The 25,384-nt window shown below is 57.5% G+C and carries 24 protein-coding genes; 15 read left to right on the forward strand and 9 right to left on the reverse strand.

Going from position 1 to position 25,384, the window contains the following annotated elements:
• Positions 1-6 precede the first annotated feature (6 nt).
• The 5 genes from FQB27_RS01475 to FQB27_RS01495 all read left to right on the forward strand — a co-directional run bounded on the left by FQB27_RS01475 (position 7) and on the right by FQB27_RS01495 (position 4,291).
• On the forward strand, positions 7-969 hold the full coding sequence (locus tag FQB27_RS01475) for a type II secretion system F family protein (RefSeq protein ID WP_169559098.1): 963 nt from the start codon (positions 7-9) through the stop codon (positions 967-969).
• Positions 970-979: 10 nt separating this feature from the next.
• Positions 980-1,915: a type II secretion system F family protein gene (locus FQB27_RS01480; protein ID WP_169559099.1), complete on the forward strand. Its 936-nt coding sequence runs from the start codon at positions 980-982 to the stop codon at positions 1,913-1,915.
• A gap of 13 nt (positions 1,916-1,928) precedes the next feature.
• On the forward strand, positions 1,929-2,597 hold the full coding sequence (locus FQB27_RS01485; RefSeq protein WP_169559100.1) for a tetratricopeptide repeat protein: 669 nt from the start codon (positions 1,929-1,931) through the stop codon (positions 2,595-2,597).
• Between the two features lie 43 nt (positions 2,598-2,640).
• The gene (locus FQB27_RS01490) at positions 2,641-3,612 is read left to right on the forward strand and encodes a tetratricopeptide repeat protein (RefSeq protein ID WP_169559101.1); all 972 of its coding nucleotides are present in this window, start codon (positions 2,641-2,643) and stop codon (positions 3,610-3,612) included.
• A 217-nt stretch (positions 3,613-3,829) separates the two neighbouring features.
• The gene (locus FQB27_RS01495) at positions 3,830-4,291 is read left to right on the forward strand and encodes a MaoC family dehydratase (protein ID WP_169559102.1); all 462 of its coding nucleotides are present in this window, start codon (positions 3,830-3,832) and stop codon (positions 4,289-4,291) included.
• A gap of 47 nt (positions 4,292-4,338) precedes the next feature.
• Here FQB27_RS01495 and FQB27_RS01500 read toward each other — a convergent pair whose 3' ends face one another.
• Both FQB27_RS01500 and FQB27_RS01505 read right to left on the reverse strand, forming a co-directional pair.
• The gene (locus FQB27_RS01500) at positions 4,339-5,310 is read right to left on the reverse strand and encodes an AraC family transcriptional regulator (RefSeq protein WP_169559103.1); all 972 of its coding nucleotides are present in this window, start codon (positions 5,308-5,310) and stop codon (positions 4,339-4,341) included.
• Positions 5,311-5,538: 228 nt separating this feature from the next.
• A complete protein-coding gene (locus FQB27_RS01505) occupies positions 5,539-6,297 on the reverse strand; it encodes a FadR/GntR family transcriptional regulator (protein WP_169559104.1) in 759 nt (252 codons plus the stop codon).
• Between the two features lie 483 nt (positions 6,298-6,780).
• Here FQB27_RS01505 and FQB27_RS01510 point away from each other — a divergent pair, with 483 nt between their 5' ends.
• The 10 genes from FQB27_RS01510 to FQB27_RS01555 all read left to right on the forward strand — a co-directional run bounded on the left by FQB27_RS01510 (position 6,781) and on the right by FQB27_RS01555 (position 17,877).
• Positions 6,781-7,647: an ABC transporter ATP-binding protein gene (locus FQB27_RS01510; protein WP_169559105.1), complete on the forward strand. Its 867-nt coding sequence runs from the start codon at positions 6,781-6,783 to the stop codon at positions 7,645-7,647.
• Between the two features lies 1 nt (position 7,648).
• Positions 7,649-8,530 carry a branched-chain amino acid ABC transporter permease gene (locus tag FQB27_RS01515; RefSeq protein WP_169559106.1) on the forward strand — a complete coding sequence of 294 codons (882 nt, stop codon included), beginning with the start codon at positions 7,649-7,651 and terminating at the stop codon, positions 8,528-8,530.
• Positions 8,531-8,533: 3 nt separating this feature from the next.
• Entirely contained in the window at positions 8,534-9,577 is a 1,044-nt protein-coding gene (locus tag FQB27_RS01520) for a branched-chain amino acid ABC transporter permease (RefSeq protein WP_169559107.1), read from the forward strand.
• A 46-nt stretch (positions 9,578-9,623) separates the two neighbouring features.
• The gene (locus FQB27_RS01525) at positions 9,624-10,781 is read left to right on the forward strand and encodes an ABC transporter substrate-binding protein (protein WP_206374165.1); all 1,158 of its coding nucleotides are present in this window, start codon (positions 9,624-9,626) and stop codon (positions 10,779-10,781) included.
• 10 nt (positions 10,782-10,791) lie between these two features.
• Entirely contained in the window at positions 10,792-11,607 is an 816-nt protein-coding gene (locus tag FQB27_RS01530; RefSeq protein ID WP_169559109.1) for an ABC transporter ATP-binding protein, read from the forward strand.
• A 19-nt stretch (positions 11,608-11,626) separates the two neighbouring features.
• A complete protein-coding gene (locus FQB27_RS01535) occupies positions 11,627-13,441 on the forward strand; it encodes an AMP-dependent synthetase/ligase (RefSeq protein WP_169559110.1) in 1,815 nt (604 codons plus the stop codon).
• Between the two features lie 305 nt (positions 13,442-13,746).
• Positions 13,747-14,631, forward strand: a complete 885-nt coding sequence (gene purU / locus FQB27_RS01540) for a formyltetrahydrofolate deformylase (protein WP_169559111.1) — start codon at positions 13,747-13,749, stop codon at positions 14,629-14,631.
• Between the two features lie 271 nt (positions 14,632-14,902).
• The gene (locus FQB27_RS01545; protein WP_169559112.1) at positions 14,903-15,973 is read left to right on the forward strand and encodes a C4-dicarboxylate TRAP transporter substrate-binding protein; all 1,071 of its coding nucleotides are present in this window, start codon (positions 14,903-14,905) and stop codon (positions 15,971-15,973) included.
• A complete protein-coding gene (locus FQB27_RS01550) occupies positions 15,961-16,518 on the forward strand; it encodes a TRAP transporter small permease (RefSeq protein ID WP_169559113.1) in 558 nt (185 codons plus the stop codon). The genes FQB27_RS01545 and FQB27_RS01550 overlap by 13 nt, the downstream gene beginning before the upstream one ends.
• A gap of 15 nt (positions 16,519-16,533) precedes the next feature.
• On the forward strand, positions 16,534-17,877 hold the full coding sequence (locus FQB27_RS01555; protein ID WP_169559114.1) for a TRAP transporter large permease: 1,344 nt from the start codon (positions 16,534-16,536) through the stop codon (positions 17,875-17,877).
• A 53-nt stretch (positions 17,878-17,930) separates the two neighbouring features.
• Here the strand turns inward: FQB27_RS01555 and FQB27_RS01560 are convergent, their stop codons facing one another.
• From FQB27_RS01560 to FQB27_RS01590, 7 genes are all read right to left on the reverse strand, one after another.
• Positions 17,931-19,133: a CaiB/BaiF CoA transferase family protein gene (locus FQB27_RS01560; RefSeq protein WP_169559115.1), complete on the reverse strand. Its 1,203-nt coding sequence runs from the start codon at positions 19,131-19,133 to the stop codon at positions 17,931-17,933.
• Positions 19,134-19,197: 64 nt separating this feature from the next.
• Positions 19,198-20,358 carry an acyl-CoA dehydrogenase family protein gene (locus tag FQB27_RS01565; protein ID WP_169559116.1) on the reverse strand — a complete coding sequence of 387 codons (1,161 nt, stop codon included), beginning with the start codon at positions 20,356-20,358 and terminating at the stop codon, positions 19,198-19,200.
• A 96-nt stretch (positions 20,359-20,454) separates the two neighbouring features.
• Positions 20,455-21,279, reverse strand: coding sequence for an IclR family transcriptional regulator (locus tag FQB27_RS01570; protein ID WP_169559117.1), 825 nt, complete (start codon positions 21,277-21,279; stop codon positions 20,455-20,457).
• A 203-nt stretch (positions 21,280-21,482) separates the two neighbouring features.
• Positions 21,483-22,256, reverse strand: coding sequence for an SDR family NAD(P)-dependent oxidoreductase (locus tag FQB27_RS01575; RefSeq protein ID WP_169559118.1), 774 nt, complete (start codon positions 22,254-22,256; stop codon positions 21,483-21,485).
• A gap of 167 nt (positions 22,257-22,423) precedes the next feature.
• A complete protein-coding gene (locus tag FQB27_RS01580) occupies positions 22,424-23,116 on the reverse strand; it encodes an ABC transporter ATP-binding protein (RefSeq protein WP_169559119.1) in 693 nt (230 codons plus the stop codon).
• On the reverse strand, positions 23,113-24,375 hold the full coding sequence (locus tag FQB27_RS01585; RefSeq protein ID WP_169559120.1) for an ABC transporter permease: 1,263 nt from the start codon (positions 24,373-24,375) through the stop codon (positions 23,113-23,115). The genes FQB27_RS01580 and FQB27_RS01585 overlap by 4 nt, the downstream gene beginning before the upstream one ends.
• A complete protein-coding gene (locus FQB27_RS01590; RefSeq protein ID WP_169559121.1) occupies positions 24,375-25,376 on the reverse strand; it encodes an efflux RND transporter periplasmic adaptor subunit in 1,002 nt (333 codons plus the stop codon). Before FQB27_RS01590 ends, FQB27_RS01585 begins: the two co-directional genes overlap by 1 nt.
• Between the last annotated feature and the right edge of the window lie 8 nt (positions 25,377-25,384).

The raw sequence follows: 25,384 nt of genomic DNA on the forward strand, positions 1-25,384 counted from the left end.
GCTGGCATGGATACCCGATTTCTTATCTTGCTGGGCCTGTTTGTCAGCACGCTCCTGCTGGTGCAGGGGGGCTATTACTTCTATCTGTCAGTCAAGGGCATACCAGACCAGAAGGTCAACCGCCGCCTGAGCATGAACCGCAGTACCTATTCCAATGAACAGGTCATGAGCATTCTCAAGCGCGAGCAGGACAGCGGCCTTGCCAGTTTCATCAAGTCCCTGCTGCCCCGGCTTGATGCCCTGATCACTCATACGGGCATGACCATTTCCACCTATCAGATGGTTATGGTCATGATCCTGATCGGGTTTGTCGCGCTGGTCTTGTTTTATGGGTTGCTGGGGGTCAATCTGTACGGGACGCTTCTTCTGGCGTTGATAGCGGGGATCGGCGGGCCGATCCTTTACTTGAAATACAGAATGGGCAAGCGGATGCGGAAATTCTCTGACCAGTTGCCCGATGCGCTGGACCTGATTGTCCGAAGCCTGAAAGCCGGGCATCCCATCAATTCCGCCATGGGGCTGGTGGCCGAGGAAATGGCGGACCCCATTGGCAGCGAGTTCGGCCTGACCGTGGACGAGATGACCTATGGTAACGACCTTCGGGAGGCCTTGGCCAACCTTGCGGAACGGGTGCCCCATCCGGACCTGAAATATATGGTTGTGACCATTGAAATCCAGCATGCCACCGGGGGTAACCTGGCCGAGGTTCTGACCGGTTTGTCAAAGGTGATGCGGGGCCGGGTGCATATGTTCAAGCGGATCCGCTCCCTGTCGGCTGAGGGGCGGTTTTCGGCCTATATCGTGACGGTGCTGCCGTTTCTGGTGTTTGGCGGATTGTCCATTCTCAGCCCCGGGTATTTCTCTGAGGTTCAGGATGATGTGTTGTACTGGCCCATGCTGCTGGGGTCGCTTGGCTTCCTGATGCTGGGGAATTTCATCATGTTCAGGATGGTCAACTTCAAGGTTTAGGGGAAGGCCCATGCAATTGCTTACGGACGTGCAGGAACTGATCGGTGCCCATCTGGACATTGTTTTGCTGGTGCTTGTATTTGTGGTTGTGGCGCTGATCGTGTTCTCGTTAGGGTCCCTGTTCACGGGGGTCGATACGATCGACAAACGGATCCACGGCAAGACGGTGCATGGCGGCCGGTCCTCGGATTTGGGGTTTTCCAGTCAGGATCATGACAAGATCACCCAGAAGCTGAAAATCGAGGAAAAGGGTGGTTTGCGTCATTCACTGGCCGATGCGGGCTTCACGGCGGGATATGCGCCGGCGGTGTATAATGTCTCCCAGATTGCCTGTGCCTTTTTGTTCGGCGGGGGGACTTATATTCTTCTCACCATCGCGGCGCCTGAATTGAAACTGGAACTGATTTTGGCCCTCTGTGCAGGGAATGCGCTGATCGGTTTCATGCTGCCCAATGTGTTTTTGTCCCGGCGCAAGGCCGCCCGCCTTGTTGAGGTGGAACACAGCTTCCCGGATGCGCTGGACATGCTGCTTGTTAGCATGGAGGCCGGCGCCAGTCTGGACAGTGCGCTGGACCGGGTCGGGCGTGAAATTGCCCGTGCCCATCCCCTGTTGTCGGAGCATCTTCGGGCCATTGGTCAGGAATTGCGGGCCGGAACCAGCCGCGAGGCCGCGTTCCGCCGGTTTGCCCAGCGTATCCCGACCGATGATGTACGGTCCTTTGTGGCCCTGTTTGTCCAGACCGACCGTCTGGGAACCAGTGTGGCGCAGGCCCTTCGGGTCCATGCCGAGGAAATGCGGGTGAAGCGGGTTCTGCGGGCCGAGGAGAAGGCCCATCAGCTTCCTGTCAAGCTGGCGATCCCGCTGGTGCTGTGTATTTTGCCGGCCTTGATCGCGGTGATCATGACCCCGGCGATTATTCGTATTGTGCGCAACTTTCTTTTCTGAGCAGGAGATGAACATGCTGGAACTGAAACTGATGCTGAGAACCATAGGCTGCCTTGGGCTGCTCGGGCTTGCGGCCTGTGCGGGCCTTCCCACCGAGAGAGAGGCCAGTTTGGATCAGGGGGAGGAGCCGTCGGGCTATTACGAGCGGGGGAAATATTATCTTGGCAAAGGCTATAACGGACTGGCCCTGAACCAGTTCACGCTGGCCTTGCGGGAAAATCCCGGCCATATCCCGATCCTGAATGCGGCGGCCATTACCTATCAGCGCCTGCAACGACCGGACATGGCAGAGGAGATTTTCCGAAAAGCCCTGTTGCTGGATCCAACCTCGGCCCAGACCCTGAATAATGTGGGCTATTTCCACCTGACGGAGGGGGACCCCCGCGAGGCCCTGAAGTTCTTCGAGGCCGCCAGCGAGCATGAGGGCTATGGCGATATTGCCCGGTCAAACATGGCGCGGGCCACGCTTGCCCTTGAAAATGAGGCAAGGGTCATGCAAGCTTCCTTAAGCAGTGTCGAAGCGGTGCCCGTTGAGGCCCGGTTTCTGGAGAATGTCAGTCTGGAGCGGATGTCGCATTCCGTTTACATGCTGAATACCAAACGGAACCCGGTTTTCGAGAATGCAGTGGTCCATCTGAAGCTGGACCCCCGCCTGATCGTACGGAGCGCCTATATGGAGTAACGGCGTGATCATGTCTGATGGCCGTCATTAAAAGGGATTGCGTATGTTGTTGAATATCCTGAACAAAACATCTTTTGTCCCCGTTGTTGTCCTGACCGGTTCCCTGTTGAGCGGTTGCGCTTCATTGGGGGGAGGCAATAGCGCGAGTGATCCGGAAGGAACACTGGCCGCCCGCCTGATCCAGCCCGAACGGGCGCAAAAGGAAACCCAGCAGGCGTTGCAAACCGGTGATCTTGCGCTTCAGGCGGAACGGTATCTGGAAGCGGAAACCCTGTATCGGCGCGCATTGGAATTGCAACCGGATAATGTCCATGCCCGCTTTGGCATGGGCGAGGTGTTTTTGGCAACGGATCGGGCCAGCAAGGCCTTGGGAGTGTTCAACGGCCTGATCCCGGACGAGGAATTGGGGGCCCGCGCCCTGCAGGGAAGTGGTTTGGCCTCCCTTGCCATCCGGGATCTGGAACAGGCAAGGGTGCAACTGGAAAAGGCCACGGCCATGGATGCAAATCTGTGGCGGGCGTGGAACGGGCTTGGGATTGTGTATGACGCGGCGCAGGAATTTGCGATGGCTGGCAAGGCCTATGAAATGGCCATCGCCGTCAATCCGGGCAACGGCGTACTGCATAACAATTTCGGCATGTCCCTGATGTCGCAGGGGGAGTATGTGCAGGCGGAGCAGCAGTTTATTATGGCCTTGCGGCAGAATTCCGGTCTTCAGATTGCCGAGACCAATTTACGATTTGCGTTGGCATGGCAGGGCCGGTATCTGGATGCGCTGTCCGGCCTGAAAGAGGAGCAATGGCCGGAGGCCCTCAACAATGTGGGCTTTATCGCCTTGCAGCGGGAAGATCTGGTACAGGCGGAAGCCTATCTGATCAGGGCCATTGAACTCAGCCCGAGTTTTCATACGGCAGCCCACCGAAATTTGCGCACCCTGCATGAAACCTATCCCGATTTCCGGGGCGGAAGTGACCGGGCCATGGTGTACCCCGCGACCCAGCCCCGCCCGCAATAGAAACACGGCCGGGTTGCTTGCCGGTTGTGGTGGGATGAAAAGCCGTCCTATACTGTTCGGGAGGGCATGAGCAGGCCTGCCAAAGCGCTGGTTTCAACCGGAACCGGGTTTATCCAGACGGACATTTTCCCTGGGTCTATGGACCCACGCTGTCCCGCGGCGGGAAGGCTCCCCCTGTTTGCTGTGACCGATAAAAAACAACAAGAAAGGCCAGAAAATGGAAACAGTCGGACTCGGATTTTATTTTGAGGAACTGCCGCTTGGGCGTCAGTTCAAGACCATTGGCAGAACCGTGACCGAGGCGGATATTGTCACCTTCATCAATGCGACCGGGATGCAGGAAGTCCTGTTCATGAATATGGAATTTCTCAAGAACCATTCCGATATCAAGGGGCGGGTGGCGCCGGGGGCGCTGGTCTATTCCTTTGCCGAAGGGCTGCTGGTGCAATCCACCATGCAGCATACGGGATATGCTTTCCTGAATATGGAACTGAATGTTGAAGGCCCGGTTTTCGCCGGGGATACCATTCATGTGGAATGCGAGGTGATCGAAGCGCGCCTCACATCAAAGGGAAACCGGGGGCTGGTTCGGACCCGGAACCGGATTGTCAAACAGGACGGCACGGTGGCGATCACCTATACCCCGCTTCGCATGATCAAATGCAAATCAGCCGGGTAAGACGGCCAAAACCGGATCCGTCAGGGGCGGGTCCGGTCCGACCCTGATCAGGCGTCCGGGCCGTTCGTTGTCCGCCGCAGGGTCCGGGCCGGGGGTTCGCCAAACCGGTCGCGATAGGCGCGGGAGAAATTGCTGACATGGGAATAGCCAACCGCAGAGGCAACCTCCTTGACGGACAGGCCGCCTTTTTCCAGAAGATGGTGGGCGGTTGTCAGGCGTTCCGTGCGGATGAAATTTGCACAGGTTGTCTCGAAATTGAGGCGGAAAAGCTGGTTCAGGCGGCTTTCTGTCAGGTTGACCTGTCCGGCCAGAAGCGGCACGGGCGGCAGGGTGCCGATATCGGACTGAATCTGGTTGACGACGGTCAGAAAGGCCTCGCGTTCCCATTCCAGAATATCGTCGGGGACGGTGGTGTCCTCGCAATAGGCATCCACCATTTTTGAGAACATCAGGGCGCTGATGCTTTCCAGATGCAGGGCGTGGGCGGGGCCGCGTCTTTGCGGTGAAAACAGACTGGTGGCAAGGGATCGGAGCTGGTTGCCAATCGGGAAGGTGTCGGTCCACAACACACCGTCTTCCGGTTCCAGATGGGGGCGCAAGCGGTCCGGCAGGGTACCGTCCAGACGGTATCGCAGGTTGCTGGCGGTGGTTGAGACCCCCACATGGCGCAGCACCTGTCCGCCGGTCAGATGAAATTTGGTGCCGCCGGAATCGAACCGGCTGAAAGCGGCGGTTTGGGGGGAGACCTCAAAGGTCTGCCCGTTGGTCATCTCGATGATGGATCGGCCCTGAACATGCAGGGTGCCGCCAATCCAGGGTTCCTCGATGGCGCGGGCGAATTCCAGGGTGCAATCGTGATAGATTTCCAGTTCCGCCTGAAACAGGGTGAAACCGTTTCGCAAATCCAGCCGCTTCAGATGCCCCAAAGCACCGGGGACCGCAAATTTCTGGCCCTTTCCCAAATCCACATGATGAATGGGGGCAGTATCTGAAATGTCAGGGCCTGCGTCTGTTTCCATGGTCCGTAACCGTACGTTACTGTCCCTTGCCGTGTCCAGTAGGTCGAGAGAGGTTCACGATCAGTAGTTGAATTTACGTCTTTATTATTTCCAATAATTCTACGGATTATGGCCGGGTTGTAAAATTTTTTAGAACCCGGCCTACGGCCAGCCTTTTCTGTTCACTCCAGCCGTCAGGGCTGCGGGTGCCGGCGCCGCCTGATATTGTCGGGTTTCAAAAAGGCGGGATTACATTTCCATGACCCGGGCAAGATGCGGATGGGTGATGGGGCCATCCAGATCCTCGCCGGTGCGTTTCAGGCCCTTGATGAAGTCGCGGACATGTTTCGCCATCCACAGGGAGGCTTGCTCTGCATCGCGGTTGCGCAGGCTGTCCACCAGTCGCTGATGGGCTTCCAGCAACCGGGCGGGGCCTTCCGGCACGGCCTCGAAAATATGCTGGGTGGCCGGATAGATCAGGATGCCGGCCGGTTCGCGGGCCAGCATCAGAACCTTGTTGTTGGTGGCTTCGGCAATGATGGCATGAAATTCCGCATCCAGTTCGGAAATCCGTTTGGTGTGATTGAGGTGCCGTTCTGTCTGTTTCACATTTTCATCCAGACGGCGGATATGATCATCCGTGGCCCGTTCCACCGCCATCTCGATGGCGGCCGGTTCCAGAAAGGCAAGGGCGTCCACCAGTTCCCGAAACGAGACCTTGTTCAGAACCAGAGACCGGCTGATGCGGTTGGCCTCGTTTTCATGGCGGGGCAGAGAGGCGAACAGGCAGCGTTTTTCGCCCCGTTGTAACATGCCACTTTGTTCCAGAAGTCGGATGCCTTCCCGGACAGTGGATCGGTTTACGCCGAATTGTCGGACAAGATCACTTTCCGTTCCGATCGGTTCCCCCGGCTGTATTTTCCCGGTCATGATCTGATTTTGAATGGCATCGGCCACCTGTCGGTAAGCCGGTAAAACCTCAATCTTTTCAAATCTTTGCTGCTTCATCCACGACTGCTCTGTTGGGGGCGCGGGAGGACGGGCCGGTTCATTAATATAAGCGTATATTGCCCTCACTATAGGAGGCCGTCCGGGTCTTGTCATCTGGAAGTTCAACCTCTGCGAGGAGGCCGATACGGCTTTTTTGATCTGCATTGGTTGGGCATGAAACAAAAACGACAGGGCCGTTTTGCAGGGCAACATGGAAAGGGACGTAGCGTCCCCTTCAAGGACGCAGTTTTCCTTGTGCGGCGCACAAATAAATGTTGAATAAAATGCTTGATAAGTCTCCTTATTCGCTACAATGATAGTCCAATTGTCGGACAATATGATTTTCATGACATGTGAAAATTTACGGTCCAGACAGGCAAAACAGGGAGCCATACGGGTCTGTTGCAGCCAGTGCCGGGGAGGAGGAACCCGGAGCTGGAAGGTTCTGCGTCTCAGGGTCTGTGTGGTCGTTAAAACAAAAAATATAGCGACGCGACGAGTATGCACACTCAGGAAGTTACTCAAGATTCTCTCGCCGTGGGGCAAGGGACAACGGAGGGCAATGTTCTGTCGGTGGAGGGGGTCAGCCTTTCCTTTGGCGGTGTTCATGCCCTGAGGGATGTGTCTTTCTCGGTGAAGGAAGGATCGATTACCTCTGTGATCGGGCCGAACGGTGCCGGCAAGACCTCGCTGTTCAACTCCATATCCGGCTTTTACAAACCGAGCGCGGGCGAGGTTCGCTTTCTGGGCGAGTCGGTCAACGGCGTTCCGGCGCCGGAGCGGGCCCGGCGGGGCATGGCGCGGACCTTCCAGAATATTGCCCTGTTCAAGGGCATGACCGTTCTCGACAATATCAAGCTGGGGCGGCATGCCCATCTGAAGACCAACGCGCTGGACGCGCTGTTCTATATGGGCCGTGCCCGGCGCGAGGAAATGGAACTGCGCGCCGAGATCGAGGAACGCATCATCGATTTTCTGGAAATCGACCATATCCGCAAACAGTCTGTGGCGGCGCTGTCCTATGGCCTGCAAAAGCGGGTGGAACTGGCGCGGGCGCTGGCCATGCAGCCGAAAATCCTGCTTCTGGACGAGCCGGTGGCCGGCATGAACCGCGAGGAAACCGAGGATATGGCCCGGTTCATTCTGGATGTCCGGGAAGAATGGGGCGTGACGGTTCTGATGGTTGAGCATGACATGGGACTGGTCATGGACCTGTCCGACCATGTGGTCTGCCTGAATTTTGGCCAGATGATCACGCAGGGGCTGCCCAAGGAGGTTCAGGCGCACCCGGATGTGATCTCCGCCTATCTGGGGTCCGGTGACGTGGCGGCCTTGCGCCGTCAGTTCAAGGAAGGGAAGGGCGCATAAGATGATTGATTGGCTGTTTTTCTCGGAAATCGGACTGGCGGGACTGGGGACCGGCGGACTGTACGCCCTGACCGCGCTGGGATTTGTCCTGATTTACAAGGCCACGCGGGTGATCAACATGGCCATGGGCGAGATTCTCATGCTCGGGGCTTATGTTTTCATGGGCTTTACGGCCTCCACACTGTTGCCGATCTGGCTCAGCATTCTGCTGGCCATTGCCTGTACCGGCCTGATCGGGGGCGTGATCGAGCGGGTCATCATCCGGCCCATGCTGGGGGAAAGTGAAATCTCCGTCTTCATGGTGACCATTGGCCTTGGCAGTGTTCTGGTCGGTCTGGTCGAACTGATCTGGGGGGCCAATCCCCAGCGTCTGATCGAATTTATCCCGAAAGAACCGATTTTCATCGGGGAAGCTTATCTGTCGTCCAAGATCGGCTATGCCTTCGTGACAGCGGCTATTGTTCTGGCCGTATTCCTTGCCATTTTCCGCACCTGGCGGGGCGGGGTTGCCCTGCGGGCGACGGCAGGGGATCAGGCGGCGGCCTATTCCATGGGGATCAACGTGCCCATGGTGTTCTCTTCTGTCTGGGTGATCAGCGCCATGATCGCCGCCGGTGCTGGCATTCTGGTCGGCTCCATCGGCGGTATTTCTCCGGAAATGGGGGTGTATGGCCTGTCGGTTCTGGTGGTGGTGATCGTCGGGGGACTGGACAGCCTGCTGGGCGCCCTGATCGCCGGCTTGATGGTAGGACTGATCGAAACCTATGCGGGGGCCTATCTTGGCGGGGAATACAAACTTCTTGCCACCTTCAGCCTGCTGGTTCTGGTCCTGATCCTGCGCCCCTATGGTCTTTTTGGCACTCACGAAATTGAACGGTTGTAAGTCATGCGTATTGGCACGGTTAAAGAAAACTATGGCGCGGATGCGGCCCTGTTCGACACCCGGGTTCAACGGGGCTGGCTGGTTGTCCTTGCGGTCGCGCTGGTCCTGCTTCCTTTCGTTTCAGGGCAGTATGTCAGTTATCTGGCCTGTCTGGTGCTCATCAATGTGGCCAGTACCACGGGGCTGAATATCCTGACCGGGTTTACCGGGCTTGTCAGTCTGGGGCAGGCGGCCTTCATGGGGGTGGGTGCCTATATCGTGGCCCTGCTGGAAATGAAGGTCGGAACCCCGTTTATCCTGAACCTGTTGCTGGCCGGATTGGGGGCCGCACTGGTGGGCATGGTTGTCGGCCTGCCCAGCCTGCGGGTCAAGGGGCTGTATCTGGCCATTGCCACCATTGCGGCGTCGGTAATCCTGCATTTTGTTTTTGCCAACTGGACCGAGGTGACCGGTGGGGTGTCCGGCCTGACCATGCCGCCGGCGACCTTGTTCGGGATGGAACTGAACCAGCCCGGCGAGGTGTACTGGATTATCATGCCGGTGACGGTCCTGCTGCTGTTTGGCGCGGCCAACCTGTTTCGGACCCGCATTGGTCGGGCCTTCATCGCCATTCGGGACCGGGATATCTCGGCCGAGGTGCTGGGCATCGACCTGCTGCGCTACAAGCTGCTCAGCTTTGCCATTTCGTCTTTTTACGCCGGGGTGGCCGGGGGTCTGTGGGCCTATTTCTTCCGGGTTATTACGCCCGAGAGCTTCCCGCTGATGATGTCCATCTTCTTTTTGGCGGCGGTCATTGTGGGCGGTATGGGCTCTATCCTGGGCGGAATCCTTGGGGCGATCTTCATGACCATGGTGCCGGAGGTTCTCAAGATGCTGGTGGGGGTTGTGACGCCCTTCTGGCCGGAAGCGGTGGCCGTGCTGTCGCCTGTCCGGATCATGGTCTTCGGTGGCCTGATTATTTTCTTCCTGATTTTTGAACCGGAAGGATTGGCCGAAATCTGGCGCAAAATCCGTCGGTTCTTCCATCTGTGGCCTTTTAAAACCTGATAACGACAATCGAAAAATGGGAGTTGACGCGATGTCTATACTGAAAATGACCAGGCGCACCGCCGCCGCCCTGTTGGCCGTTGGGCTGATGGGGGGTGCCGTACAGGCGCAGGAAAAGAAGGATATTGTTCTCGGGGGATCCATTCCGCTGACAGGGGTGTTTGCCTTTGCGGGTGTCGGGGTTCATGCCGGTATTACGGATGCCACTGAAATCATCAACAGCAATGGCGGGATCGAAGGCCACAAGCTGGTCTATGTGCCGGAAGACACCGGCTACAAGGTGGACCAGTCCGTGGCGGTTTATAACAAGATCACCAGCCAGCATGACGTGAACCTGTATTATGGTGATTCCACTGCCTTCGCCAAGACCATTTCCCCGGAAGTGGAGCGGTCCGGCAAGATGATCATGGCCGGTGCGTCTTTTGCGTCCGAACTGGATGATCCAGAAAAATACTCGAAAATCTTTATTCCGGGGCCGACCTACACGGAAATGATCGGCATTCTGCTGAAATATATTGCCGAGGAAAAACCGGGCGCCAAGGTCGGACTGGTTCATTCCGATACGGAATTTGGCCGGGATCCGGTTGAAACAGCGCAGGTACAGGCCAAGGAACTGGGCCTGAACATGGATCTGGTGATTTCCACGGCGCCGGGCGGTGTGGATGTGTCCACCGAGGTTCTGAAAATCCGCCGCGCCCGTCCTGACTATGTGATCTTCCACGGCTATGTTCTGGCGCCGATCCCGGAATTCATCACACAGGCCCGCAGCATGGGGCTGGACACCAAGTTCATGGGAACCTTCTGGTCCATGGATAACTCCATGGTCATGAAGATGGGCGAGGTTGCCGAAGGCTTCATGGGTGTGAACCCCTATAACTACTATTACAGCGACGTGGAAAACGCTCCGATGCTGGAGAAAATCCGCTCCATGCGGGATACCTACCAGTCCAACGCCTATATGCAGGGCTTCTTCAGCACCATGATGATGGCTGAAGCAACCCGGAACGCCATCAAGGCGGGCAAGGAAATCAACGGTGCCAATATCAAGGAAGGCCTGCAGGCCATTCAGGATTTCGACACTGGCGGCATCGTCGGTATTCCGGTCTCCGTCAAGGGGAACTCTGTTCCGGTTGGCCGGGTGTACCGGGCTGACGTGAAGCAGCAGAAGATGGTTCCGGCTTCCGACTGGATTCGTTTGGACTAAGGAGTCGTTGATGACAAACGCAGATCCAATTCTGGATATTCAGAATATTGAAGTCGTCTACAACAATACGATTCAAGTTCTTCGCGGTTTGTCGCTATCCGTTCCGAGAGGGGCCATCGTCGCCCTTCTCGGTTCAAATGGCGCGGGAAAGTCGACCACGTTGAAGGCCATTTCGCGCCTTCTGGAAATGGAAAAGGGCGAATTGAAATCGGGCGATATCCTGTTCGATGGCCAGTCCGTGCGGGCGGATACCCCCCATGGTCTGGTCCGCCGCGGCCTGTTCCATGTGATGGAGGGGCGCCGGATTTTCGAGGACCTGACGGTCGAGGAAAACATGATTGCCGCCACCTATGCGGGGTCGAACGCGGAAGCGAGAAAACGGTTCGATCTGGTTTATGAGTATTTTCCCCGTCTTTTTGAACGCAGGAAGGGGCTGGCCGGATATCTGTCCGGTGGGGAACAGCAGATGCTGGCCATTGGCCGGGCGCTGATCGCCAACCCCAAGATCATTTTGCTGGATGAGCCGTCACTGGGCCTGTCGCCCCTGCTGACCGAGGAAATCTTCAGCATCATTGCCCGTATCAATAACGAGCAGAAAACATCCATGCTGATCGTCGAGCAAAACGCCGCCATGGCATTTGCCGTCGCCGATTATGGATACATCATGGAAACGGGCCGGATCATGCTGGATGGTCCGACCAGTGTTCTGACCGATGACCCGGATGTTCAGGAATTTTATCTGGGCATGAGCGGCGGAGACGATGCAGGACACAAGAGTTTCCGGGATATCAAACATTACAAGCGCCGCAAGCGCTGGCTTTCCTGATACAGAGTAGTTCAATTCCATGACCCAGAACACAGCATTGCCCGAACTGACCATTCCGCAGATGTTGCGCCGTCATGCGCAGAACAACGGACAGGGGATCGCCATCCGCCAGAAACGGTTTGGTATCTGGACCCCGATGACCTGGGAAGAATATTACCGGACCAGCTGCTATCTTGCCCTTGGTCTGGCGGATCTTGGCCTGTCAAAAGGGGGGCATCTTGGCATTCTGTCCGAGAACCGCACGGAATGGGTCCTTTCCCAGGTGGGGGCGAATATTCTGGGGGCGGTGTCGGTCGGGGTGTATCCGACCAGCCCGGCGGACGAGATCGCCTATGTTCTGGAACATGCGGATGTGGAATTTATCGTCTGTGAGGATCAGGAGCAGACAGACAAGGTGATTGAAAGCTGGGACCGGTTGCCAAAAATGCGCAAGGTTCTGGTTCTGGAAAAGAAGGGCTTTCGCAGTTATCCCGCTGACAAGGTGGTTCTGTTTGAGGATGTGATTGCCCGCGGCAAGGAATTGAGCGATAGCCGCCTTGCCGATCTGGAAGCGGCGCTGGACCAGCAGTCCCTCGAAGATGTGGGGCTGATGATCTATACCTCCGGCTCCACGGGGCGGCCCAAGGGGGCAATGATTTCCTATCGCAATATGCGGGCACAGGGCGAGGTGGTGATCCGCAGCCTGTCCGTCCGGCCCGACTATAAGTATCTGTCCTATCTGCCGCTGTGCCACGTGGCGGAACAATTGCTGACCATGTATGGCGCGATTTATACCGGATATCAGGTGAATTTCGGCGAATCCATCCGCACCGTTCAGGAAGATGTGCGCGAGGTGGCCCCTGATTTCTTCCTGGGTGTTCCGCGCATCTGGGAAAAACTGCAGTCCGCCGTACATATCAAGATGGTTGAGGCCGGATCGCTGCGCCTGAAACTCTATCAGGCGGCGCTGGCCCAGTGCGAGCCCTTTGCGACCAAGGCCCCAAGCGAGCGGACCCTGATTGAGAAGCTGAAATTCCAGATATGCTATTGGGCCTTTTTCCGGGCGTTGCAGAATTTCGTTGGCTTGCGGAAGGCCAAAATTGCCCTCAGTGGGGCTGCGGCCATTTCCCCGTCCGTCCTGACCTTCTTCCGCACCATTGGCCTGCCGGTGGTGGAGGCCTATGGCCAGACGGAATCGACCGGGATCGTCACCGTCCAGTCCCTTGACGACTTGCGCCCCGGCACCGTGGGGGCCGCCGTGTATGGGGTGGACCTGAAGGCCGACCCGGAGACGGGTGAATTGCTGGTCCGGTCCGATCTGGTGTTTCCCGGATATTACAAGAATGAGGAAGCCACGCGGAACACGGTTGTGGACGGCTGGCTGCATACGGGGGATGTGGTTCGGATCGAGGATGGACAGGTGCGGATCGTGGATCGCCTGAAGGATATCATGATCACGGCGGGCGGCAAGAACCTGAGCCCGACCGAGATCGAGAACACCATGAAGGACAGCCCCTATATCAAGGAATGCATCGTGATCGGTGAAAAGCGGAAGTTTGTGTCCGCCCTGATCCAGATTGACCTTGAGACGGTGGGGCAATGGGCGGAAGGCCAAAATATCACCTATACCAATTTCCGAAACCTGACCGAGAACCCCGATGTGCTTTCCCTGATCCAGAAGGAAGTCTCGGTTGGAAACAGCAAGATGGCGACGGTTGCCAATATCCGGAAATTCCATCTGCTGACCAAGGAGCTGGATCATGATGATGGTGAGGTTACCGCGACCATGAAGGTCAAGCGGCAAAGCATCACAGACAAATACATGGCGGAAATTGAAGCCATGTATGGCGCCTGAGGAGCGCCCGGGAGCGGCGGTGTCGGGGAGGGCACCGCCCTCCTGACCTTTTTGCCGGGCCAGTCGGGGGGATTGGTCCGGCCTTTTTTTGGGTCGATGCCAAGGACGGACAGGCGTTCCCACCCCCTTTTTTCATCCCTTTCCCGAACCGTGCCCTTCAGAAAGTGGCGGGCCGTATTGATTCACACCGCGTGGTGGAGTATGGGTTGTTCCGCCTTGACTGCCGGGGGCCGGAATTGATGACGCCGGACCAGCCCCGTTTCAGGCCGGGCCCATCATGATTCTGGACAACAGGAAATGTTTCGATGACCAAATTCGCCCTGACAGTGACCTGCCAATCCCGGCGGGGTATTGTTGCCGCAATCTCTACTTTTCTGGCAGAGCATGGATGTAATATTACCGACAGTGCGCAGTTCGATGATCAGGAAACCGGCCGTTTCCTGACCCGTATCAGCTTCCAGAGCGAAACGGGTGGAACGCTGGACAGCCTGTCGGCTGAATTTGAGGAAATCGGCCGGACCTTTGACATGACCTGGTCCTTCCATGACGAAAGCCAGAAAATGAAGGTCCTGATCATGGTGTCCCGCTTCGGGCATTGCCTGAACGATTTGCTGTATCGGTGGCGGATCGGGGCCCTGCCCATTGATATTGTCGGCGTGGTGTCAAACCATCTTGATTACCAGAAACTGGTCGTGAACCACGATATTCCGTTTCACTATGTCCCCGTGACAAAGGACACCAAGCCGGAAGCCGAAGCCCGGCAGTTGGCCATTATCGAGGAAACCGGGGCCGAACTGGTGGTACTGGCCCGCTATATGCAGGTTCTTTCCGATGAAATGTGCCGCCGCATGTCCGGTCGGATCATCAATATCCATCATTCCTTCCTGCCCAGCTTCAAGGGCGCCAACCCCTATAAACAGGCGTTCCAGCGGGGCGTGAAACTGATCGGGGCCACCTCGCATTATGTGACGGCGGATCTGGACGAGGGACCGATTATTGAACAGGACATTGTCCGCGTCACCCATGCCCAAAGCGCCGAAGATTATGTATCGCTTGGCCGCGATGTTGAAAGTCAGGTTCTGGCGCGGGCCATTCACGCCCATATTCACCGTCGGGTTTTCCTGAACGGCAACAAGACCGTGGTGTTCCCGGCAAGTCCGGGAAGTTATGCGTCTGAACGCATGGGATAAGGATCACCCATTTCAGGAAAAACGCTGAAGGCTCCGGTCTTCGGCGTTTTTTTATGCCTTTTTTCAGAGGGGAGCCCGATCGCACAATCTGGAATTTCATGATTATTCTATTTTCTAAATTGACAAAAGCGGAATGTATGACAGTATTGTTCGAAAAACGGTACTTGATACGTAAAGAAGAACAATAAGAAGCCGTGTTGTGCATATCGTTGTCCAAGAGTTCCCACCAGAAGGAACGGGACAGGGGCAGCGGATCAGAGGGAGGAAAAATATGAAATTTTCAGTAAAGACAGGACTGGTGGCTTTGGCGACGGTCATGACCATGACCGCCGCAGGTGTCAGTCACGCCGGCAAGACGTTGACCTGGACGGACGGCAGTCCCAACCGGGGCACGCGGGCGGAAGCCAGCATGTGGTTTGCGGATCAGCTTGAACAGCGAACCAATGGCGACTTGAAAATCGAATTTCACTGGGGCGGTGCCCTCCTCAAGGCGAAAGCGGCACCGAAGGGTATCGGCGCCGGTGCAGCCGATATGGGCCTTGTCCTTGGGGTGTATAACCCGAAATTCCACCATGGCCTGACGCTGGGCGACCTGCCGACCCAATATTCCGATCCGTGGGTCAGCACCCGCGCCATGTATGAACTGATCCAGACCAACAAGGATTTGCAGGACGAGTTCGACAAGCTGAACCTGCAGTTCATTGCCAATGTGACTGCCACAGAAATCCAGTTGATCTGTAAGGGCGATCCCGTTCGGACCCTGGAGGATATCAAGGGGAAGAAAGTGCGCGGTATCGGGGTTTATGGCAAGATCTTCAAGGATCTGGGCGCGACCCCTGTCAGCATGACCGTGTACAAGTCCTATCAGGGGCTGGATACGGGGCTGCTGGATTGCTCGCAGATCTATACCTATGCCATCCCGGCGTTCAAGCTTCAGGAAGTGGCCAGCGAGGTCACATTGCTGGACTGGGGTGCCTTGCTGGGCCTTGCCTATGTGATGAACAAGGACACTTATGAGGCCCTGCCGCAGGAACAGAAAGACATCATCAACCAGCTTGGGTCCGATTATGTGGATCACTTTGCGGAAAAGGCCCGGCAGGGCAACATGGATGCGCTGGCGGAACTGGAAAAGGCAGCCGATGGCAACAAGGTCAACATTCACACCCTGTCGCCTGCCGACAAGGAAAAGCTGCTGGAAGCCTCGGGCCCCTATCTGGCCGAGTGGCAGGCAGAGGCCGAGAAACTGGGCATGGACGGTGCTGCCATGCACAAGCAGTTCCTCGCCCTTCTCAAGAAGTATGAGGACGAACGGCTGAGTGCAGGCTATCCATGGACGCGTTAAGGTCTGCGGACGGCCCGGACAGCCCGGACAGTCAGGACATGACCGGCAGGCCCTTGTGGCTTGCCGGTCTGGAACGCGGATTGCTGACGATCTCGGTGATCTGCATTCTTGCCATGGGGGCGTTGATTACCCTGAACATCCTGACCCGGACGTTTTTCGGCTGGTCCTTTCCGGATTCGGTCATCATCGTTCGGGAATTGATGATGGGGGCGGTTGTCCTGCCACTGGCCTATGTGACGGCAGGCCGGGCCCACATCATGGTCGAGGTGTTTACATCGCGCATGTCTCCCGGCGCCCAGCTCTGGCTGAACATTCTCAGTTCGGCGGTTGGCAGCCTGACCCTGTTGCCCATTGTTTATGGGGGTTACCTTGACCTGACAGGTGTCTGGGAGGATGAGGCCTATTTCTTCGGCGATCTGGGATTACCGGAATGGCCCGGACGACTGGCCTTTTTCCTGGGCTATACCTTCTTTGTGGTCCGGCTGGTTGTGCTGACCCTGCAGGATGTCCGGGAACTCATGATTTTCAAAAACAAGAACAAGTAAAAGGAAAATCTGATCATGGATCCTGGTGTTATCGGTTTATCCGGTTTTGCTGTGGCGATGGTCCTGATTGCGCTGCGCGTGCCCATCGGGTTTGCGCTGGCGGGGCTTGCCATCATCTGTACCTATCTTTTTTTCGGGTTCCGCGGCGGAGAGGAATTCCAGGCCGTTCGGGCGGTCTATCCGACCATGGCCCTGATTTCCTCGAACGTGTTCGAGTTCCTGCATTCCTATCCGTTAAGCATGGTACCGCTGTTCATCGCGCTCGGGCATGTGGCGTTTCACGCCGGCATCACCACCGAGATTTACTTTGCGGTGCGGGTCTGGTTGTCCCGTATTCCGGGTGGGTTGGCCATGGCCTCTGTTGTGGGGTGCGGCGGCTTTTCCGCCATTACCGGGTCCAGCGTTGCCTGTGCCTCGGCCATGGGGCGGATCTGCATTCCTGAGATGACACGCTTTAAATACAGTCCGTCCCTTGCGACCTCCACGGTGGCTGTGGGCGGCACTTTGGGGGCACTGATCCCGCCAAGCGTGTTGTTCATCATGTATGGCCTGTTTACCGAACAGTCTGTGAACAAGCTGTTTCTGGCCGGGGTTATTCCGGGTCTTCTGTCGCTTCTCGGGTTTATGACGGTCATCTATATCTGGGCGCGTCTGCGGCCAGAGGCGGGGCCTGTTCCCGATGAGACCTATACGGTGAAGGAACGCTGGATCGCGACGGCGCGGGCGTGGCCTGCCCTGTTGCTGTTTGTGGTGATCATTGGCGGTATTTATGGCGGTATCTTCACAGCGACCGAGGCGGCCGCCGTGTGTCTGTCCGTTGCCATTGGCTATGGGGTTCTCGCCAGAAAGCTGGACTGGGACAAATTCCTTCAGGCCATGAAGGACACCGCCGTTCAAAGCGCGTCCATCTTCTTTATTGCTGTCTGTGCCAAGATGTTTGTGGCCTTCGTGTCCCTGACAGGCCTGACGCAGGATGTATTGGGCCTGACGGAATATTACCAGATGCCCAATTGGGCCATTCTGGTGGTGATTGTCCTGCTCTATTTGCTGATGGGGATGTTTCTGGACCCGCTCGGGATCATGCTGCTGACATTGCCGTTTGTCATTCCGCTGGTGGAAGGCATGGGGCTGGACCTGATCTGGTTTGGTGTTGTGGTCGTAAAACTGCTGGAAATCGGCCTGATCACCCCGCCTGTGGGCCTGAACGTCTTTATCATCAGCAGTGTCGTGGAAAAAACCGTCCCGGTTCACACCATTTTCCGGGGGGTTATCAATTTTCTGGCAATGGACCTGTTTGTCTTTGCCCTGATTGTCATTTTCCCGGTGCTGTCGCTTTTCCTGCCCAACTCGCAGTTCTAGTTGGGGAGGAGGGGTCCCAGCCGCGATTTGAGGGGGGCGGCTGGGACCTTTTTTTATTCGGCTTTCAGGGTTACGCCCGTATCGGCAAGGGCCTTGATCCGGGCATCGTCATAGCCGATTTCCCGCAAAATTTCCGCACTATGCTCTGAAAGACGGGGGGCCGGCCGTGACGGCGATGGCTGGGTTTCCGACCATGTGGCCGGATAGGCCATATCCCGCAGCCGCCCTTCTGACGGGTGATCAATCACAGAGAAAAAGCCCGTGGCTTGCAGATGCGGATCTTCCAGCAGGTCATCCGGGCTTTGCAGGCGCATGGCAGGGATATCCGCTTCGTCAAACAGGGCGATCCATTCATCCGTGGTGCGGGTTTTCATGATGTTCGACAGATCGGCATAGATGGACGCGATGTTTTCTGTCCGCGTGGTCATGTTGAGGAACCGCGGATCAGAGGTCATGGTCTCTTCCTGCCCCAGTGCCTTGAAAAAGGCCTGCCAGTGCTTGTCCGTATAGACCATGGCGCAGACATACCCGTCCTTGGAGCGGAAAGGACGTCTGTGGGGGTTCAGCATGCGCGCATATCCAAGCGGCCCTTCGCTGGGTTCGAAGGTAGCCCCTGCCATATGATCGGCCAAAACGAAGCTGGCCATCATCTCGAACATGGGCATGTCCAGTTTCTGGCCCTTGCCGGTTCGGGACTGATGGAACAGCGCCCCCAGAATTTGCCCCACGGCCCACAGGCCAACGCCGCGGTCGACAATGGCGGTGGGCGTATAGGCCGGGTCACTGCCGTCGGCCATATGGGACAGCCATGGAATGGAGACCGCCCCCTGTATCAGGTCGTCGAAGGCGGGCTTTTTCTCGTAAGGGCCGCCCTGACCATAGCCATACAGCCCCGCATAGATAATGCGGGGGTTCAGTTCGGAGATCATTTCGTAGGACAGGCCAAGGCGCTCCATAACCTGCGGGCGGCGGTTATAGACGAAGATATCCGCGTCCTTCAGCAGATCGAGAAGGGTGGCCAGTCCCTCGGGCTTTTTAAGGTCAAGCTGAATGCTGCGCTTGCTGCGGTTGCAGTTCAGGAAAATGGCCCCCATACCGGGGTTGCGAAAGGGACCGATCCCGCGAACCGGGTCTCCGCCGGGGGCTTCGACCTTGATAACGTCGGCGCCCATATCCCCCAAAATCTGGGTGGTATAGGGCCCCATCAGCATGTTGGAAAGGTCGATGACCTTCACATTTTCCAGTGGTCTGTTCATTCAGGTTGTTCCTTTTTTTCTTGTTCTTGGAATGACAGGGGCGACCCGGAGGCCGCCCACCGGGTCAATAGGATTTGGGCAAATCCAGCGCATGTTCCGCCAGATAGCTGAGGATAAGTTGCGGGCTGATGGGGGCCAGACGGTGGATCAGGCTTTCTCGCAGGTATCGTTCCACATGGAATTCCTTGGCATATCCCATGCCGCCATGGGTCATGACCGCATTGGTACAGGCCTTGAAGGTGGCTTCGGCGGCCAGATACTTGGCTGCGTTTGCCTGAAGACCGCACTCCTGCCCGGAATCATACAGGCGCGCCGCCTGAAAGGCCATCAGGTTGGCCGCTTCCAGTTCGGCCCAGGATTCGGCCAGTGGATGCTGGATCGCCTGATTCATGCCGATCTGGCGGCCAAACACGACCCGGTCGCGGGCATAATCCGCGCCTTTTTTCAGGGCACAGCGCCCCAACCCGACCATGGACGCCGCAATCAGGATCCGTTCCGCGTTCAGGCCGTGCAGAAGATAGCGAAAGCCCTTGCCTTCTTCGCCGATCAGGTGCTCTTTGGGGATCGGCAGGTCCTCAATGAACAGCTGGTTTGAATCCACGCATTTCCGGCCCATCTTCTCGATCGGCCGAATATCCACATAATCCCGGTTCAGGTCTGTATAGAACAGGGAAAGCCCGTCGATGGGTCGTTCGGTATCATTTTGGGTGCGGGCGATCAGCAGCATCTTGTTGGATCTGAGCGCGGTTGAGGTCCAGACCTTTTCGCCGTTGGCAATATAGTGGCTGCCATCCCAGACGGCGCGGGTTTTCAGGCGGGTCGTATCAAGGCCGGTATTGGGTTCGGTAACCGCGAAACAGGCCACATCCTCGCGCCGGATGACCCGCGGAAGCCATTCTTTCTTCTGTTCGTCCGTGCCGAAAACCACCACCGGGTTCAGCCCGAAAATGCCGATGATCAGGGCGGCGAAGCCTGCGTTTCCTGCGCCGGATTCGGTAATGGCCTGCGCCATCACGGCGGCGTCGGCAATGCCAAGGCCGCTGCCCCCATATTCCTCGGGCATGGCGATGCCCATGAAGCCCTCGCTGACAATTGCCTGACAGAATTCTTCGGGGAACTGCCCGTCGGTGTCCCGATCAAGCCAGTATTGGTCGTCAAACCGGGAACAAAGCCTCAGGACGCTGTCCCGGATCTGCTGTTGTTCTTCCGTAAGATGCATGTTCATTCTGGTGTCCTCCCACCTTTTTGTCTGTTTTTTTTATGGTTCGACTGAAGGACACCCGGAGCCGGTCAGCGACCGGACAGAAACATGATACTCAGGTTAGGGCCGGTTCCCCGGCTTTTGGGGGGCAGGCAACCCGCCTGCCAGAAGGGTGCATTCAGTCGCGGCTTTTACCAGGTACTTTTCATGTATTTTCACATTGGCAATGAACCGTTCCGTTGGCCCGGCCACCGCAAGGGCGCCGATAACCGTTCCGTCTGACGACAGGATCGGGGCCGCGATGCCACTGGCGCCGATGAACAGTTCATCCTGTGTATGCGCGATCCCTTCATCGCGAATGCGCTTCAATTCCTGCTCAAGCGCGGCCCTGTCCGTCAGGGTATTGTCCGTGTGTTGCCGAAGCAGGGTCTTTTCAAGATAGGCTTGCCTCTGGTCTGCCGGGAAATGGGCCAGCAGAACCTTGCCAAGGGCCGTGCAGTAAAGTTCGCGGCGTTCGCCAACCGTCACGGCATAGCGGATCGGGTTGCTGCTTTCCACCTTGGCCACATAGTTGACCAGATCCCCTTCCTGATCGAGCACGGCAAACACGGCGGTTTCCCCCGTTTGCTCCACCAGTTCCTCCATCACCGGCTTTAACAGGGTGACAAGTTCCCGCCCGGAAACGGTTTTCATGGCAAGGGCGATGAAGCGCGGACCAACAAAATACCGCCCCGCTTCGTTGCGGATCAGGCAGCGTTCGGCGACAAGCCCGGCCAGCAGGCCCACAAGACTGGTCTTGGGGGCACCGGTGGTCGATGCCAGTTCGGACAGGGTCGCCCCGGCCCGGGAGCTGGACAGCACCTCAAGGATCGAAAAGATTCGGCCAACGGATTGTGGTCCGCTTCTTGCCGTCTGACCCTTGTCGGTTTCTTTGTCGCTACGCATTGTGTTGTTCATTCCCATTTTCCCGCCTGCCATTAATCGTCAATTCCGCTTTGCTGACAGCGTCGGCATCCCTTTTCTGCCGGTTCTGTCCTCCCCTTGAAGCGGAGCGCCTGTACTTTGATTCCAGTGGGGGCGCCTGTCAATGAGGCGTCCCCATCAAATCCGGAAAAGCGGGCGTGACGGCAGGGTCTGCCCGTATCCGCCTATACGCCGATGGTGTATCCACCGTTCACGGACAGATGCTGACCGGTGATGTAGCTGGCCGCGTTGGACAGCAGGAAGCAAACCGGCTGAGAGACCTCTTCCGGGGTGGCAAAGCGTTTCATGGGCACCTGCGCCATGACGCCATCGCGGAACTTGTCAGAGCGGATGGTTTCCGTCATTTCCGTTTCCACCACGCCGAAGCAGACGGTGTTCACGCGGATCTGTTTGGCGGACCATTCACGGGCGGCGCTCATGGTCAGGCCCATGACGCCGGACTTGGCCGCGCCATAGTTGATCTGGCCAATGGTGCCGCGACGACCGGCATCGGATGAAATATTGACGATGGAGGCGGGGGATGTGTCGCCATCCTCGGCCCGCTCGTTCATGTGCCGGCCAACAGCCTGCAGGCAATAGAACACACCGGACAGGTTGACGTCGATCACCTGCTGCCATGTTTCGATCGGCATCTTGACGGCCATGGCGGCGCGCACGATACCGGCATTATTGACCAGACCGTGTACGGCGCCATTGTTGCGAACCGTCTCGTCAACCATACGCTGGACAAATCCCGGATCAGCAACGGACCCCACATGGACTTCCGTCTTGTCGGCGCCCAGACTTTCTGAAAGACGGGCCAGCTTGTCTTCCTGCAGGTCGACAAGAATGGCCTTGCCGCCCAGATCCACGACCAGACGGGAAACGGCTTCGCCAATCCCCTGACCGGCACCGGTTACAATAATATTCTGACCCTCAAGGCTCATTGGGTTAATCATGGCTTCTCCTTTTGTTGCTTGCCTGCCTGACTTGGAGGGACAGACAGGGCGTCCACTTTTTAATGTTCGAAAAACCGAATGGTGTACGTAAATAAATACAATCCTTGGGGAGGGCGGTCAACAGGTTTCTCAGGGGTCTGTGAGGTGATTTTCCCGCCGGGTGCCCCTTAAGGGGTGGGGACAATCCGGCCATCGACCAGATGGATATTGCGGTCGGCATGGGCGGCAAGGGCCGGGTCGTGGGTGACCATGATAACACTGGTATTACCGGCATCCACCAGACTTCGCAGAATATCCTGAACAACCTCGCTGTTCTTGGTGTCCAGATTGCCGGTGGGCTCGTCTGCCAGAATGACTTCCGGCTCGTTGGCAAGGGCGCGGGCGACGGCGACGCGCTGGCGCTGTCCGCCAGACAGTTGCGACGGATATTTGTCCAGATGATCGGCAAGCCCGATGCTGCCAAGCAGGCTTTCCGCCCTCTCTGTTCGTTGACGGAGGGAGAGGACCCCCAGCTTGTGCATGGGAACCATGACATTTTCCCGGACCGTGAATTCGGCCAGCAGAAAATGGAACTGGAAGACAAATCCCAGTTTTCGAAGTCTGAGGTCGCACAGGGCCACATCGGACAAGGGGCCGGTGGGCTGTCCGTTGACCAGAACCTCCCCCTTGGTGGGGCGGTCCAGCAGGCCGAGAAGATACAGCAGGGAGGATTTCCCGGAACCGGACGGACCGGTGACCGAGACGAACTCTCCCGCCTGGACGGTCAGGGAGATGTCTTTGACAAGGGTGACCGGCACCTCAAGGGGAAGAATGCGGGTGACCTCCCGTGTTTCAATTAGCGGCGGGCGAGAGGCGGTCATCCGGCCCCTCCGCGAATGATATCGACAGGTTTGAGGGCGGCTGCGCGGCGGGCGGGCATCCATGCGGCGAAGGCCGCGGCCAGCAGGCAGGCCGCGCCGCCGGTCAGGTAATGGATCGGGTCATACACGATGAACAGATACTGGGTGGCGATGATGGCTTCCATGTCGATGCGGATGGCGCCCAGCCCGCGGGACATGGCATAGCCAAGCCCCCAGCCAAGTATCATGCCCACAAGGCCGATGATCATGCCCTGTATCAGGAAAACCCGCTGGATATCAGCCGGGGTGAAGCCCATGGATTTCAGAATGGCGATATCGCGGACCTTTTCATTGATCAGGGTCGAGATAATATTGAAGATGCCGAAACAGGCGACCAGAAGAATGGCACTGCTGGTGGCGTAGCGGACAATATCCTGCACGATAAAGACCGAGATGATCCCCTCGTTCGCCTCCTGCCAGGAAACGGTCTTGTAGCCAAAGCGGTTTTCCAGTTGCCGGGCGATCTCGACGGCATTGTCGGGGATGTCCAGCGAGAAGCGGATGGCGTTGATCACATTCGGCCGGTTTTGCAGGATCTGGGCGTCTTTCAGCAGGGCATAGGAAACGGTCTTGTCCAGATCGACGATGCCGGTGTGGAAAATGCCCACGACCTTCAGGACCTTGACGGTGCCAGAGACAGAAATGGCCGTCACCCGGTCGCCAAGATCGGCGTTCAGTTCGTCCGCCAGTTCGCTGCCCAGAATGACACTTCCCGAATAGGCCTGCAGGTCGTCCAGCGTGCCCTTCACCATATCCCGCGCCAGTTTTGTGACCTGCTTTTCCCGTTCGGGATCAATGCCGACAAGGGTTGCCGCCAGATCCTTGAGGCCATACCGGAAGACAACCTGCCCCTCCAGTGTGGGGGCTGTCTTCAGTCCCGGCATCCGCGAGGTGGTCCGCACGATCCTGTCGGCGTTCTTGATGCCGCGGATTTCCTCTTTCGGTTTGATGCTGGACAGGGAAATGGCCCCCTCTGCCCGGTTATACAGATGGTCCAGTGGCTGGACCGGGCGGGCGCGATATTCGTCCTTCATCTCGATATGGGGGGAAACATCAATGATTTTCTGGATGAAGTAGCCTTGAAACCCTTCCATCATGGCGGTCATGGCAATGTAAAACGCGACCCCGAGCGCCACCCCCAGCGTGGCAGTGATCGTGGGTTTCAGGCGGCCTGTCAGATGGGTGAGCGCGATATTCAGGGACAGGTTGCCGGTTCGCATTATCGCTGCCTCCGGATTTCCTGACCGTCTTCAAGGGCACCAAACGGCGGCAGCAGAACCGGGTCGCCCTCTGACAGGCCGCTGCTGATTTCCACAAATTGTTCACCCCGGATACCGGTGGTGACCGGGGCTTTTCGGGCCCGCGTCTTTTCATCCTGCTGTCCGACCGTCCAGACGGCCCCGCCTTCCAGCAACGCGTCGACCGGGATCAACAGGGCCTGTCCGTTTTCGCGGACGATGGTGTTGGTTTCCACTGTCATGCCGATCATGAGCGGGATGGTGTCTGGCAAGGACACATACATGCGGTAGCTTTTGGTTAGCGGGTCGCCCTTGGGACTGATCCAGCGAACGGACCCTTTCATGACCTTGCCGGGGAAGGCATCGGCAGTGATCAGGACCGTCTGGCCGGGAGTGATCTTCGGGATATCCTCTTCGTCCACCTCGGCCTCAAGGCGGAGGGAGCCGGGCAGGCCCACCCAGAACAGGGCGGTGCCGGCCTGTTTTACTTCGCCCAGTTCCACATCCCGCCACAGGACGGTGCCATCCATGGGCGCGGTCAGGGCAAGCTGGCGGATTTTTTCCCGGTACAGGCTGACGCGGGCCTTGGCGCGGGCCAGATCGGTTTCGCGGATGTCGTGCTGCTCCTCTGATTCAAAGCCTTTCTTCAGCAGGGTTTCCAGCCGCTGCAGGGTTTTTTCGTAAAACTCCACCAAGGCCTCAGCCTCGGCCAGTTGGGCCCGCAGGTCCGCATCATCAATACGGGCAAGAACCTGCCCCTTGCGGACGGTCTCGCCTTCCTGAACGTTGATTTCCACAATACGTCCGGTGGTGATGGGGGCAATCTTGGCCCATTCCACCGGCTCGACAACAGCGGTGGCATAAACAGCCTCGACGGCGGGGCCAAGATGGGCCGGGGCCGTTCGATAGGCCGGGGGCAGGGCATTCCACCACAGCAGACCGCCGCCCGTTGCCAGCGCCGCCACGATCAGAAGGGATGTCAAAAAGGTTT

This window comes from Sneathiella chinensis, assembly GCF_012720115.1.
Lineage (GTDB): Bacteria > Pseudomonadota > Alphaproteobacteria > Sneathiellales > Sneathiellaceae > Sneathiella > Sneathiella chinensis.

Bases quoted from the DNA above. Each gene is read 5' to 3' on its own strand.
- FQB27_RS01475 (WP_169559098.1), top strand. From the start codon at position 7: ATGGATACCCGATTTCTTATCTTGCTGGGCCTGTTTGTCAGCACGCTC.
- FQB27_RS01550 (WP_169559113.1), top strand. From the start codon at position 15,961: ATGGACGCGTTAAGGTCTGCGGACGGCCCGGACAGCCCGGACAGTCAG.
- FQB27_RS01500 (WP_169559103.1), bottom strand. From the start codon at position 5,310: ATGGAAACAGACGCAGGCCCTGACATTTCAGATACTGCCCCCATTCAT.
- FQB27_RS01480 (WP_169559099.1), top strand. From the start codon at position 980: ATGCAATTGCTTACGGACGTGCAGGAACTGATCGGTGCCCATCTGGAC.
- FQB27_RS01565 (WP_169559116.1), bottom strand. From the start codon at position 20,358: ATGAACATGCATCTTACGGAAGAACAACAGCAGATCCGGGACAGCGTC.
- FQB27_RS01530 (WP_169559109.1), top strand. From the start codon at position 10,792: ATGACAAACGCAGATCCAATTCTGGATATTCAGAATATTGAAGTCGTC.
- FQB27_RS01535 (WP_169559110.1), top strand. From the start codon at position 11,627: ATGACCCAGAACACAGCATTGCCCGAACTGACCATTCCGCAGATGTTG.
- FQB27_RS01510 (WP_169559105.1), top strand. From the start codon at position 6,781: ATGCACACTCAGGAAGTTACTCAAGATTCTCTCGCCGTGGGGCAAGGG.
- purU (WP_169559111.1), top strand. From the start codon at position 13,747: ATGACCAAATTCGCCCTGACAGTGACCTGCCAATCCCGGCGGGGTATT.
- FQB27_RS01505 (WP_169559104.1), bottom strand. From the start codon at position 6,297: ATGAAGCAGCAAAGATTTGAAAAGATTGAGGTTTTACCGGCTTACCGA.
- FQB27_RS01525 (WP_206374165.1), top strand. From the start codon at position 9,624: ATGACCAGGCGCACCGCCGCCGCCCTGTTGGCCGTTGGGCTGATGGGG.
- FQB27_RS01495 (WP_169559102.1), top strand. From the start codon at position 3,830: ATGGAAACAGTCGGACTCGGATTTTATTTTGAGGAACTGCCGCTTGGG.
- FQB27_RS01515 (WP_169559106.1), top strand. From the start codon at position 7,649: ATGATTGATTGGCTGTTTTTCTCGGAAATCGGACTGGCGGGACTGGGG.
- FQB27_RS01580 (WP_169559119.1), bottom strand. From the start codon at position 23,116: ATGACCGCCTCTCGCCCGCCGCTAATTGAAACACGGGAGGTCACCCGC.
- FQB27_RS01570 (WP_169559117.1), bottom strand. From the start codon at position 21,279: ATGCGTAGCGACAAAGAAACCGACAAGGGTCAGACGGCAAGAAGCGGA.
- FQB27_RS01545 (WP_169559112.1), top strand. From the start codon at position 14,903: ATGAAATTTTCAGTAAAGACAGGACTGGTGGCTTTGGCGACGGTCATG.
- FQB27_RS01585 (WP_169559120.1), bottom strand. From the start codon at position 24,375: ATGCGAACCGGCAACCTGTCCCTGAATATCGCGCTCACCCATCTGACA.
- FQB27_RS01555 (WP_169559114.1), top strand. From the start codon at position 16,534: ATGGATCCTGGTGTTATCGGTTTATCCGGTTTTGCTGTGGCGATGGTC.
- FQB27_RS01560 (WP_169559115.1), bottom strand. From the start codon at position 19,133: ATGAACAGACCACTGGAAAATGTGAAGGTCATCGACCTTTCCAACATG.
- FQB27_RS01490 (WP_169559101.1), top strand. From the start codon at position 2,641: ATGTTGTTGAATATCCTGAACAAAACATCTTTTGTCCCCGTTGTTGTC.
- FQB27_RS01575 (WP_169559118.1), bottom strand. From the start codon at position 22,256: ATGATTAACCCAATGAGCCTTGAGGGTCAGAATATTATTGTAACCGGT.
- FQB27_RS01485 (WP_169559100.1), top strand. From the start codon at position 1,929: ATGCTGGAACTGAAACTGATGCTGAGAACCATAGGCTGCCTTGGGCTG.
- FQB27_RS01520 (WP_169559107.1), top strand. From the start codon at position 8,534: ATGCGTATTGGCACGGTTAAAGAAAACTATGGCGCGGATGCGGCCCTG.